This window comes from Nocardia sp. NPDC057353, assembly GCF_042667085.1.
Lineage (GTDB): Bacteria > Actinomycetota > Actinomycetes > Mycobacteriales > Mycobacteriaceae > Nocardia.
In genome coordinates this window covers 45,639-54,908 of record NZ_JBHVAK010000050.1, presented here as the reverse complement: position 1 = coordinate 54,908, position 9,270 = coordinate 45,639, and the positions used below count along the sequence as shown (strand labels likewise).

The following is a 9,270-nucleotide window of genomic DNA, read 5'->3' as shown; positions in this document are numbered from 1 at the left end:
TAGTCGGCCAGCGCGCTGGTCCAGCTGTCCTCGGCCTCCGGCGCCGCGGTGGCGGTGGTGTTCCAGGCCGGGCCCGGATCCCAATCCGCCTCGTTGGTCAGCTCGGCGCGCGAGATCCCGCGCCGCTCCGCCGCCCGCAGCTGCCGCTCCCGCGTCGCCGCCGCCAGCGCCTCGCGCTGCGCCGGGCTCACCGGCCGCTTCGGCGCCGCCTGGCGGGCGTCGTAGAGGAAGGCCTGCTGCTCGCGGCCGTGCCAGCGGTGCGGCACCGTGGCCGCCACGTCCTGACCGGCCGGGCTCAATCCCTCGGCCTGCAGCTGGCGGCGCGTGCGCAGATGCGACGGCGCCGTGCCCCACGAGTAGGACTCCGGCTCGGTGCTCACCGCTCCCACCCCGCCGGGGTCGGGTACGGCTGCTGCACCGGCACCCGCCGCACGTGCTGGCAGTCGGTCCGGGCCACCTCGTCGGCGCGGCAGATGTTCGGCGACGGCACGTAGTCCTGCTGATCGATCCACGCCGCCGAGCACCCGACCATCCCGACCAGCAACCCCAGCACCAAGACAGCGGCCTGCACCTGCGGCGGCAACGCCCGGAACACGCCACCGAGCGCACGGGCCGCCGCGGCATCGCTCTTCATGACCGGGCCGATCACCGCGACCGCCCCCGCTCGGCGGACGACTCGATGCCGGTCTCGCGGTAGTCCGCCAGCGCGCTGTCCCGATCCCACTGCGGCTGCGGGTACTCCCGCACCTTCACCGCGGACGCTCGCGCGCGGCCCAAGTACCTGACTCCGTACTCCGCGTACCCGGTGGCCAGGGTCAGGTCCTCGGCCGCCCACCTGACGTTGAGCGTGCCGTACTCCTCACGCTCGAACCGATCCTTGCCCGGCTTGTCGAACCGGCCGTCCTTCGCGGGCCCCTCTACCGCTCGATATCGGGCGGCAAGCATCTCCATGCGACGCTGCAGCAACATCTGCTCCCGCAGCAGCGCGTCCAACTCGTCCAGCAACTCGCCCGGATCGTGGAACTCCGGCTCACGCTGCGCGCTCACCGCCGAACCCCCCAGCGACGCGACGCCCGCCAGAACGCCACCGCGCCCAGCACCATCAACACGAACCCGACCACCCCGGGCGCGGTCAGCAGCACGTAACCCACCGCCACCCCGGCCACCGCGATCCCCGCCGTACGCGCCCGCATCACGCCGCCCGCCGGTCGGCGGCGCTCACGGCACCGAGAAGCGCCGCGAGCCGGTCCCGCGCGTCGCCGGAGATCGGCGGCGCCTGCGCCACGAGCTCGGCAACGTACTCGGCGACCCGGTCGGCGTCGTTCAGCTGGCCAGCCGCCAGCTCTTTCCGCGCGCTCACGCCGCGTCCTCCGGTCCGGCCACGAGCACCGGCTGCACGAGGGCGAGCAGTTCGGCGTGGTTGACCCGGAGCAGGTGGCCGTTGATCCGGAACCCGCGCAGGTGCCCGGCGGAGATCCAGTTCCGGATGGTCTTGGCGTCGACGTCGACCAGCGACGCGGCGGTCTTGAGGCTGATCAGCCGACGGGAATCCGCCCCGGCGACCTCACGGCTCGATTTGTGCGACACAGGCGATCACTCCTCGGTGAAGTAGGAAATGCGTTGCAATTCCGTACTTTTCGGGAAATCACCCGCCTCAATAATGACGTAGTAACCCCTTCTACGGACGTCTCGGCTACACTTAAGACGTCCCTATTCGTCCCTAAGGGGGTCGCCATGCCGAACGAACGGCTGCGCGAGGCGCTGCTTCGCAACGGACTGGATCTCGCCGCGGTCGCGACCGCGACCGGAGTCGACGAAAAGACCGTCGAGCGCTGGATCACCAAGAGCCGGACGCCGTACCCGAAGCATCGCCACAAGGTCGCTTCGATGGTCCGGGAGACCGAGAACTACCTGTGGCCGGACGCGCTGTCTCCGGAGCGCCGCGCCGAGGTGGCTGAGTCCGAGGTGGTGAAGGTGTACCCCCACCGCAGCGCCATCCCGCTCGACCTCTGGACGCGGCTGCTCACGCAGGCGACCGAGCGCATCGACGTTCTGGTGCTCGCCGGGCTGTTCCTCGCCGAGGAGCCGACATTCGCACGAACGATCAAGCAGAAGACGCGGGACGGCCTGAAAGTCCGCATGCTTTTCGGTGATCCGGATGAGGACGAAGCCACCAAGAGGAGCGCCGAGGAGCGTCTCGCGGCCGGTACCGTTCCGGCGCGCATCCGGAACGCGCTTGCGCTGATCGAACCGCTTGCCGCGATCGATGGCGTGGAGATCCGGTACCACCGGACCACGCTCTACAACTCGATATTCCGGTTCGATGACGAGATGCTGGTGAACATGCACGTCTACGGGCAGCCCGGCGCCTACGCCCCCGCGCTGCACCTCCGGCTGCTGCCCGCGGCCGATCTGTTCGAGACGTACACCACCAGCTTCGAGCAGGTGTGGAGCGAGAGCTACGAACCGAACTTCGGGAGGCCCGAATGACGCGCACCGACTACTTTCGCGACCCAGAAGCGCCGGCACCGAACAGCGTCAAGGTGGCGGTGAGCGCGCTCGTTCAGGACGACGAGGGACGGATACTCCTGATCCGGAGGACCGACAACGGGAAGTACTCGATCCCCGGCGGCGGCCTGGAGGCTGGCGAGACCGTCGCGCAAGCCGTCGTACGCGAGGTGCGGGAGGAGACCGGCATCGAGGTCGAGGTGACTCAGCTGGTCGGCGTCTTCTCCGATCCGGATCACGTCATCGCGTACGACGACGGCGAGGTTCGCCAGGAGTTCTCGATCTGCTTCCGCGCCGATCCGGTCGGTGGCACTCCGCAGCGCAGTTCCGAATCGTCGGAAGTAGTCTGGCTCTCGCCCGGTGAACTGTCCGGGCTCGACATCCATGAGTCCATTCTGCTGCGGATTCAGAAGAGTCTCGAGGGCGCGACGGCACCGTACTTCACGTGAGCGGCAGTTGATTTCGCAGCCGGTGCTCGGTACGGTCCGCCGCGCCAATTAGGCGCGGCGCGGCCTCGGCGACCGACTGCGCAACGACGTGGTTAGGCCCGTATCGCTCCTGCACTTCGGCAATTCGCTGGCGGACGTCGGTGACCTCGCCGGCCGGGGTGGTGGTCATATCCGCCCACCACAGCGCATCACGAAGGGCTGTGTCCTCGTCGGGCCAGTCGATCGTGAGCCCACGACGGCGCGCTTCGACGCAGGCGCACGAGTGATTGGCGACCAGGCCACACAAACGCTCATCCGCTCCGCGGTCGCGTAGGAACACGGCGCCGTCGATGGGATGAAAGCCGAGCCGCGCGAGCGCCGGTGCGTAGCCGATGTCGTGCAGCCAGGCCGCGGCCACAAGCAGGGCCGGATCATCTGCCACCGCCGTGGCGCGAGCCGCCTGCTCGGCCACGCCCACAACATGCGCGAGCCGACGAGGCAGAGACATCAACTGATCACGAGCAAGACTCTCGGCCCAACTCACCACAGATCCCATTCTTTCGACTCCCAAGTCAACTAGAATAAGATCATACTAAAAACTAATCGCTGCCGCTGGGTTCATTTTCAAGCTTCTCAGATGATGGCTCCGTTGCGTAATAGCAGGCAGAACACTCTTGCCACCTCAGCAATTCATCGTCAGAATCCCAGTCGAGACAGGCAGAGAATCTATGCGACGCACACCGCGGACATTTTTCAGGTCCTGTGCGATCCCACCAAGCCCGCATCTCCATGTACGCTTCAAGTGCGTGGTGGACAGCGTTGAACGCCAAGTCGGCATCCCATCGCAATGCTTCTGTGTCGTGCTGAAGGTGCACAACCAGATCCCACGATTTTTCCCACACAGCCCGCAAGTACACACGCTGTCGACGCTTCGAGGACAGCTTTGCCGCGAAGACAGCGATCCAGCCCTTGACATTCGAGAGTTGTGGAGGCTTGGGCAGATCAGCAACCCATTCGGCGTTCGCTTCGTCATGAATGAGGGCGATCATCGCTTCCCGAAGCCTAACGCCAACGGCTTGATAATCTTCCGCATCGTTAGCGTCCGCTAGCGCCTCCTCGGCATCATCAAACTTCCGCCAGGCGCGTTCACTTACTGCTCTAGCATCGGGACTCACTTCAGCGTGATCCCGTTCGAGCATTCTCAACATTAAGCCTACGTGGAATGAAAAAGCGTAGTCTGCCGATCGGAACTCATCTTGCGTGTAGAGGTTTGTCGGATTAGTGATCACCCACCACCGATCACGCGAGCATCGCACGTCGAATACTTCGTACTGACGCTCCATTAACCGATGCCGCTTGACCAGCTCCACTGATAGCACCTCTTGATCCCACCGCGTTTGGCGTTCGACGTACTGCCGTATACCTCGCTCTTCGGCAGACTCCAACTGACGCGTCTGGCGCAGGGTGAATGTTCGGTCGGCTTCGCCGCTCAGATCGATCAACAGATCTCCGGCCCGCCGGACCAGCCGACGAAGTCTGCGCTGTGGATGCATGGCGCCTACTTCTTCGCAGACGCTAATCCGCTACGGAACTCGACCACGTCGCCGTCGGCCATGACGTAGTCCTTCCCCTCCATCCGAACCTTCCCCGCCGACTTCGCCGCAGCCATCGACCCCGCCGCCACCAGGTCGTCGTACGCCACGATCTCGGCCTTGATGAACCCTCGCTCGAAATCGGTGTGAATCACCCCGGCAGCCTTCGGCGCGGTATCGCCCTGGTGAATGGTCCACGCACGGGCCTCCTTGGGCCCGGCGGTCAGGTAGGTCTGCAGACCGAGGGTGTGGAAGCCGGCGCGGGCGAGGCCGTGCAGGCCGGGTTCGGTCTGGCCGATGGATTCCAGGAGTTCGAGCGCGGACTCCTCGTCGAGTTCGAGGAGCTCGGCTTCGACCTTGGCGTCCAGGAACACGGCGTCGGCGGGGGCGACGGAGGCGCGAAGTTCGGCGACGCGGGCTTCGTCGGTGAGCACCGACTCGTCGGCGTTGAAGACGTAGAGGAACGGCTTGACGGTCAGGAGGCTGAGCTCGCGGAGGTGCTCCATGTCGATCTCGGCGGCGGCGGCGAACAGCGTGCGGCCGGAGTCGAGGATCTCCTGCGCCTGTTTGGCGGCGTCGAAGGCGGGTTTGCGGTCCTTCTTGACCCGCGCCTCCTTCTCCAGCCGGACGACGGCCTTCTCCAGGGTCTGGAGGTCGGCGAGGATGAGCTCGGTCTCGATGACCTCGATGTCGGCGGAGGGGTCGACGCGGCCGTCGACGTGAATGACGTCGTCGTCGGCGAAGACCCGGACGACCTGGCAGATGGCGTCGGCTTCGCGGATGTTGGCGAGGAACTTGTTGCCGAGGCCCGCGCCCTCGGAGGCGCCCTTGACGATGCCCGCGATGTCGACGAAGGAGACCGTGGCGGGGACGGTGCGCTCGGAGGCGAAGATCTCGGCGAGTTTGTCGAGCCGCGGGTCGGGCAGCGGGACCACGCCGACGTTGGGCTCGATCGTCGCGAAGGGGTAGTTCGCGGCGAGCACGTCGTTCTTGGTCAGGGCGTTGAACAGCGTCGATTTTCCGACGTTGGGCAGCCCGACGATTCCGAGGGTGAGACTCACGAGGAACAGAGTCTACGCGGCGTAGCCTGTGAGCCATGCAGCCCACCTCCGAGGTGGTGACCGCCCGGCCCGCGCCCGCGCTGGCGGGGTTCGTCGACCACTACCTCGGCTACCGGCAGGCCGGGTTCGAGCCCGGGCTGCACCGCGGGCTGCCGTCGCGACACCTGACCTTCATCGTGGCGATCGGGCCGCGGATCGACGTGGTCGCGCAGGCGGACCCGGGGCAGCGGCCGGAGGCATACGGCTGCGTGCTCGGCGGGTTGCAGGCGGCGCCCGCCACGATCCGGCACGACGGCACGCAGGAGGGGGTGGCCATCGCGCTGACGCCGCTGGGGTGCCGCACGCTGTTCGGGCTGCCCGCGGCCGAGCTGTGGAGCCTGTCGCTGGAGCTGGCCGATGTGGCGGGGCCCGCCGGTGAGCGGCTCTGGGCGGAGTTGCAGGGCAGGCCGGGCTGGCCGGAGCGGTTCGCGACCGTCGACCGGGTGCTCAGCGAGCTGGCGGATCACGAGCGGCAGGTCGCGCCGGAGCTGGCCTGGGCCTGGCGCACCGTGGTCCGCGGCTCGGATCAGGCCGTCGGGGCGCTGGCCGGGGAGATCGGGTGGAGCAGGCAGCACCTGACCAGGCGGTTCAACCGGGAGTTCGGGCTGGGGCCGAAGCTGGCGGGGCGGATCGCCCGATTCGAGCGGGCGCGGCGGATGATCGAGCGGGTGCCGTCGCACGTCTCGCTGGCGCAGGTCGCGGCGGCCTGCGGGTACTACGACCAGGCGCACCTGAACCGGGACTTCGCGGAGCTGGCGGGCTGCGCGCCGACCACCCTGCTGAACACCGAGATTCCATCCGTCCAAGACGGGACCCACCCGCTGGCGTGAAGGTGGATTCATGAGCGAAAACACCGTGGGCGTCTGGCCCTGCCTCTCCTTCCGCGACGCGGCGAAGACCACCGAATTCCTGGTGCGCGCCTTCGGCTTCCGCAAGGTCGCCGAATACACCAGGGAGAACGACCCGGCGATCGTGGAGCACGGCGAACTCCGCTGGCCCGCGGGCGGCGGCATCATGTACGGCACCGCGAACAAGTCCGACGACCCGTTCTGCACCCGTGCCACCGGCAACGACAACATCTACCTGGTCACCGACGAACCGGACGCGCTGTTCGAGCGCGCCACCGCGGCGGGCGCCGAGCTCGTGCGCGGGCTGCGCGACGAGGACTACGGCTCGCGCGGCTTCACGGTCCGCGACCCGGAGGGCAATCTCTGGAGTTTCGGAACCTACCGCGGGGAGTGACCCGACCGGGAACAATATTCAACAAGTGCAGGCCGGAGCGGCCCGATCGGCTACGTTTCTGCTGTTTCGGCAACGGAGTCGGGCGTCGACGGGAGAGTGAGCAGATGGCGACGATCGAGTATCTGCGGACAGATCCGGACCTGCCACCGGTCGGCGTGGTGGACAAGCGTCCGATCACGCCGGTCAAGAAGGCGATATTCGCCGTCATCGCGGTGCTCGGCGCGATCGCCTGGGCGATCATCGCGCTGGTCCGCGGCGAAGAGGTGAACGCGGTCTGGATCGTGGTCGCCGCGGTCTGCACCTACATCCTGGCGTACCGGTTCTACTCGGTGTTCATCCAGCGGAAGATCACCAAGCCGCGCGACGACCTGGCGACGCCCGCCGAAATCCTGGAGAACGGCAAGGATTTCGTGCCGATGGACCGGCGGGTGCTCTACGGGCACCACTTCGCCGCCATCGCGGGAGCCGGGCCGCTGGTCGGCCCGGTGCTCGCGGCGCAGATGGGGTACCTGCCCGGCACCATCTGGATCGTGGTCGGCGTGGTGCTGGCGGGCGCGGTGCAGGACTACCTGGTGCTGTGGATCTCGCTGAAGCGCCGCGGGCGGTCGCTGGGGCAGATGGCCCGCGACGAGCTGGGCGCCATCGGCGGCGTCGCGGCCATCGTCGGCGTGCTGGTGATCATGATGATCCTGCTCGCGGTGCTCGCGCTGGTGGTGGTGAACGCGCTCGCGGAGAGCCCGTGGGGCATCTTCTCCATCGGCATGACCATTCCGATCGCGCTGTTCATGGGGCTCTACCTGCGCTACCTGCGGCCAGGAAAGGTCGGCGAGGTCTCGCTGATCGGCTTCGTGCTGCTCATCCTGGCCATCGTCTCGGGCGGCTGGGTCGCGGAGACCAGCTGGGGCGCGGACTGGTTCACGCTCTCGCCGGTGACCATCGCCTGGCTGCTCATCGGCTACGGCTTCGTGGCCTCGGTACTGCCGGTGTGGCTGCTGCTCGCCCCGCGCGACTACCTCTCCACCTTCATGAAGATCGGCACCATCGCGCTGCTCGCGGTCGGCATCCTGGTGACGATGCCGGTGCTGCAGGCGCCCGCGGTCTCGGAGTTCGCGATCAACGGCAACGGCCCGGCCTTCGCGGGCAGCCTCTTCCCGTTCCTGTTCATCACCATCGCCTGCGGCGCGCTCTCCGGATTCCACGCGCTGATCTCCTCCGGTACGACGCCGAAGCTGCTGGAGAAGGAGTCGCACGCCCGGATGATCGGGTACGGCGGCATGCTGATGGAGTCGTTCGTCGCGGTGATGGCGATCATCACCGCCTGCATCATCGACCAGCACCTGTACTTCGCGATGAACGCGCCGGTCGGGCTCACCGGCGGCACGCCGGAGACGGCCGCGAACTACACCAACTCGCTCGGCCTCTCCGGGCCGCCGACCACGCCGGAGGCGCTCAGCCAGGCGGCCTCCGACGTCGGCGAGGAGAGCATCATCTCGCGCACCGGCGGCGCGCCGACGCTGGCGGTCGGCATCTCCGAGGTGTTCTCCCAGTTCCTGGGCGGCGCGGGGATGAAGTCGTTCTGGTACCACTTCGCGATCATGTTCGAGGCGCTCTTCATCCTCACCACGATCGACGCGGGCACCAGGGTGGCGCGGTTCATGCTCTCCGATTCGCTGGGCAACTTCGGCGGGCCTGCGCGCAAGTTCAAGGATCCGTCGTGGCGGGTCGGGGCCTGGGGCTGCTCGGCCGCGGTGGTGCTGGCCTGGGGGGCGATCCTGCTCATGGGCGTCACCGACCCGCTGGGCGGCATCAACGCGCTCTTCCCGCTCTTCGGCATCGCGAACCAGCTGCTGGCGGCGATCGCGCTGACCGTGGTGGTCACCATCCTGATCAAGAAGGGGCTGGTGAAGTGGGCGTGGATTCCGGGGATTCCGCTGGTCTGGGACCTGGTGGTAACGATGACGGCGTCCTGGCAGAAGATCTTCTCCGCCGACCCCAAGGTGGGCTACTGGAAGCAGCACAGCATCTGCCAGCAGGCGCAGGAGGCGGGCACGCTGTGCCTGACCGCCAAGACGCCGGAGAACGTGGACGCCGTCGTGCGCAACACCTTCATCCAGGGCACGCTCTCCATCATCTTCGCGGTGCTGGTGATCATCGTGGCGGTGGTCGGCGCGATCGTCTGCGTGCGGGCGCTGCGCTCCGGCGGGGCGGAGACCACGGAAACGCCGGAGTGGCCGTCGAAGATCTTCGCGCCGAGCGGGTTCTTCCCGACGGCGGAGGAGAAGGAGGTGCAGCGGCAGTGGGACGAGCACGCGGCCGGTGGTCCGGCGCGGACGCCGGAACCGGCGAGTTGACCGGGCGGGGCGGCCGGACCGCGCTCCCGGCCGTCCTGCGCCGGGCACT

Annotated in this window: 14 protein-coding genes; 5 read left to right on the top strand and 9 right to left on the bottom strand. The window is 67.6% G+C overall.

What is annotated here, in order from left to right; translation table 11 throughout:
- The 6 genes from ACFUUZ_RS23570 to ACFUUZ_RS23545 form a co-directional block, all read right to left on the bottom strand.
- Positions 1–380 (bottom strand): RRQRL motif-containing zinc-binding protein (locus ACFUUZ_RS23570; RefSeq protein WP_378699640.1); only part of this gene is annotated, 380 nt, incomplete at its 3' end.
- Complete coding sequence (locus ACFUUZ_RS23565; RefSeq protein WP_378699638.1) at positions 377–634, bottom strand: hypothetical protein; 258 nt, start codon at positions 632–634, stop codon at positions 377–379. The genes ACFUUZ_RS23570 and ACFUUZ_RS23565, both read right to left, overlap by 4 nt.
- Before the next feature lie 11 nt (positions 635–645).
- On the bottom strand, positions 646–1,047 hold the full coding sequence (locus ACFUUZ_RS23560; protein ID WP_378699636.1) for a hypothetical protein: 402 nt from the start codon (positions 1,045–1,047) through the stop codon (positions 646–648).
- Positions 1,044–1,193: a hypothetical protein gene (locus ACFUUZ_RS23555; protein ID WP_378699634.1), complete on the bottom strand. Its 150-nt coding sequence runs from the start codon at positions 1,191–1,193 to the stop codon at positions 1,044–1,046. The genes ACFUUZ_RS23560 and ACFUUZ_RS23555 overlap by 4 nt, the downstream gene beginning before the upstream one ends.
- On the bottom strand, positions 1,193–1,360 hold the full coding sequence (locus ACFUUZ_RS23550; RefSeq protein ID WP_378699632.1) for a hypothetical protein: 168 nt from the start codon (positions 1,358–1,360) through the stop codon (positions 1,193–1,195). The genes ACFUUZ_RS23555 and ACFUUZ_RS23550 overlap by 1 nt, the downstream gene beginning before the upstream one ends.
- Positions 1,357–1,587 carry a helix-turn-helix domain-containing protein gene (locus ACFUUZ_RS23545; RefSeq protein WP_067652935.1) on the bottom strand — a complete coding sequence of 77 codons (231 nt, stop codon included), beginning with the start codon at positions 1,585–1,587 and terminating at the stop codon, positions 1,357–1,359. Before ACFUUZ_RS23545 ends, ACFUUZ_RS23550 begins: the two co-directional genes overlap by 4 nt.
- A 147-nt stretch (positions 1,588–1,734) precedes the next feature.
- Between ACFUUZ_RS23545 and ACFUUZ_RS23540 the strand changes: the two genes are divergently transcribed.
- Positions 1,735–2,490, top strand: coding sequence for a helix-turn-helix domain-containing protein (locus ACFUUZ_RS23540; RefSeq protein WP_378699630.1), 756 nt, complete (start codon positions 1,735–1,737; stop codon positions 2,488–2,490).
- Entirely contained in the window at positions 2,487–2,957 is a 471-nt protein-coding gene (locus ACFUUZ_RS23535) for an NUDIX hydrolase (RefSeq protein WP_378699628.1), read from the top strand. Before ACFUUZ_RS23540 ends, ACFUUZ_RS23535 begins: the two co-directional genes overlap by 4 nt.
- On the opposite strand, the gene ACFUUZ_RS23530 is transcribed toward ACFUUZ_RS23535, so the two are convergent.
- The 3 genes from ACFUUZ_RS23530 to ychF all read right to left on the bottom strand — a co-directional run bounded on the left by ACFUUZ_RS23530 (position 2,950) and on the right by ychF (position 5,589).
- The gene (locus ACFUUZ_RS23530) at positions 2,950–3,444 is read right to left on the bottom strand and encodes an HD domain-containing protein (RefSeq protein WP_378699645.1); all 495 of its coding nucleotides are present in this window, start codon (positions 3,442–3,444) and stop codon (positions 2,950–2,952) included. The two genes, ACFUUZ_RS23535 and ACFUUZ_RS23530, sit on opposite strands and share 8 nt — an antisense overlap.
- Positions 3,445–3,535: 91 nt before the next feature.
- Positions 3,536–4,438, bottom strand: a complete 903-nt coding sequence (locus ACFUUZ_RS23525; protein WP_378699626.1) for a hypothetical protein — start codon at positions 4,436–4,438, stop codon at positions 3,536–3,538.
- Positions 4,439–4,494: 56 nt separating this feature from the next.
- Positions 4,495–5,589: a redox-regulated ATPase YchF gene (gene ychF, locus ACFUUZ_RS23520; RefSeq protein ID WP_378699624.1), complete on the bottom strand. Its 1,095-nt coding sequence runs from the start codon at positions 5,587–5,589 to the stop codon at positions 4,495–4,497.
- Between the two features lie 35 nt (positions 5,590–5,624).
- Here ychF and ACFUUZ_RS23515 point away from each other — a divergent pair, with 35 nt between their 5' ends.
- The 3 genes from ACFUUZ_RS23515 to ACFUUZ_RS23505 all read left to right on the top strand — a co-directional run bounded on the left by ACFUUZ_RS23515 (position 5,625) and on the right by ACFUUZ_RS23505 (position 9,221).
- Positions 5,625–6,458, top strand: coding sequence for a helix-turn-helix domain-containing protein (locus ACFUUZ_RS23515; RefSeq protein ID WP_378699622.1), 834 nt, complete (start codon positions 5,625–5,627; stop codon positions 6,456–6,458).
- Between the two features lie 10 nt (positions 6,459–6,468).
- Entirely contained in the window at positions 6,469–6,870 is a 402-nt protein-coding gene (locus tag ACFUUZ_RS23510) for a VOC family protein (protein WP_378699620.1), read from the top strand.
- Positions 6,871–6,974: 104 nt separating this feature from the next.
- Positions 6,975–9,221, top strand: coding sequence for a carbon starvation CstA family protein (locus tag ACFUUZ_RS23505; RefSeq protein WP_378699618.1), 2,247 nt, complete (start codon positions 6,975–6,977; stop codon positions 9,219–9,221).
- The last annotated feature ends 49 nt before the right edge of the window (positions 9,222–9,270 follow it).